Consider the following 1,637-nt stretch of genomic DNA (forward strand, 5'->3'; position numbering starts at 1 on the left):
CCCCCTGTGTCAGGATAGTTGTCGCCTCTAACTTTTAATAGAGGCAGATAAAATGAGACGTCGATTTACACAAGAATTTAAAGTTCAAGCTGTTGAAAAAGCATTATCTCAATGTGATGATGTTCGCCTAGAAGATATTGCACTTGATTTAGGCATCGGTTATTCAACCTTGCAACGTTGGATAGCGCTTGCTAAAAACCATGAACTTGAAACGGACTATACAGGCAGCCAAATGACATCAGAAAAACGACCACAAGACTGGGATCTTGAAGAAAGACTTAACGCAATTATTGAATGTGGACGTTTGGATGACACAGCCGTTAATGAATACTGCCGTAGTAAAGGGCTTTACCCACATCATATCGAGCAGTGGAAGAAAAATTTTGCTAAAGGGCCTTCAACGAAGCCCGTAAAATCAGACAGTAAACAGCTCAAACAAGAAATTAAGCAGCTTCAAAAAGAGCTTAATCGTAAAGACAAAGCGTTAGCAGAAACAGCCGCCTTACTCGTACTCAAAAAAAAAGCCGATGCGCTCTGGGGTTTCAACGAGGACGATTAACCAGCTCAACTGAGCGTCATGAATTGATAAAGCTCATTACCGACGCGCAGAAATCAGGGGCAAGGCAAGAAAAAGCATGTGAGTTACTTGGTCTAACGGCAAGAACAATTCAACGCTGGATTGAAGCTGATGATATGACAGATAAGCGAACAAGTACGATAAAGCGACCACCTAACAGGCTAACTGAATTAGAGCAACAGCGTATAATTAAGACTGTTAATTCAATAGAATATGGACATTTACCACCCAGCAAGATAGTCCCTAAACTATTGGATAAAGGTGTGTGGATAGCATCAGAAAGTTCGTTCTATCGTGTTATGAAATCGCATAAATTATTAACACACAGAGAAAAAGTTAAACCAAATAAAAAGATAAAAAAGCCAAAAGCACTCAGGGCAACACGTGTAAACGAAATTTATACATGGGATATCACGTATTTGCCAACAGCTGTTAAAGGTCAGTTTTTATACTTATATTTAGTGATGGATATTTATAGTCGAAAAATAGTTGGTTGGCAGGTTCATGACACACAACTAAGCACACTGGCGGCTGATTTAATGGTAGATATTTGCAGGCGAGAGCAGGTAAAGCCTGAGCAAGTCACACTGCACTCGGATAATGGCAGTCCAATGAAAGGGGCAACGTTATTAGCGACATTGCAGGAGTTAGGTATTGTTCCTTCATTTAGCCGACCGTCTGTGAGTAATGATAATCCTTATTCTGAATCGCTATTTAAGACGTTAAAGTATCGCCCGGAATACCCTGAGAAAGCCTTTGAAAGCATGGGTAGCGCAAGAAAGTGGGTTAGCGGATTTGTTGATTGGTACAACGATGAGCACTTGCACAGCGGTATTAAATTTGTCACGCCAAACCAGCGTCATTTAGGATTAGATAAAGCGATACTAGCGAAACGTCATCAGGTAAATGAAATGGCGAAATTACAGAACCCAAGTCGTTGGTCAGGAAAATCTCGAGATTGGACAATGATCAATGAAGTAAATTTAAATCCAGAAAAAAAAGAAGCAATGCGGGCGGCATAAAATTTAACTTGATGCGACAACTAACTTGAAAAACTCCG

Annotated in this window: 1 protein-coding gene; it reads left to right on the plus strand. The window is 40.3% G+C overall.

The window, feature by feature from the left end; genetic code table 11:
• The first annotated feature begins 52 nt into the window (after nt 1-52).
• A protein-coding gene (locus H4J63_RS19665) for an IS3 family transposase (RefSeq protein WP_096058077.1) occupies nt 53-1,599 on the plus strand; the annotation gives its coding sequence in 2 pieces (ribosomal slippage) (nt 53-512 and nt 512-1,599; 1,548 coding nt in all).
• Nucleotides 1,600-1,637 lie beyond the last annotated feature (38 nt).

Origin of the sequence: Pseudoalteromonas sp. 5Ae-yellow (genome assembly GCF_014077565.1) — a bacterium.
Classification (GTDB): Bacteria; Pseudomonadota; Gammaproteobacteria; order Enterobacterales; family Alteromonadaceae; genus Pseudoalteromonas.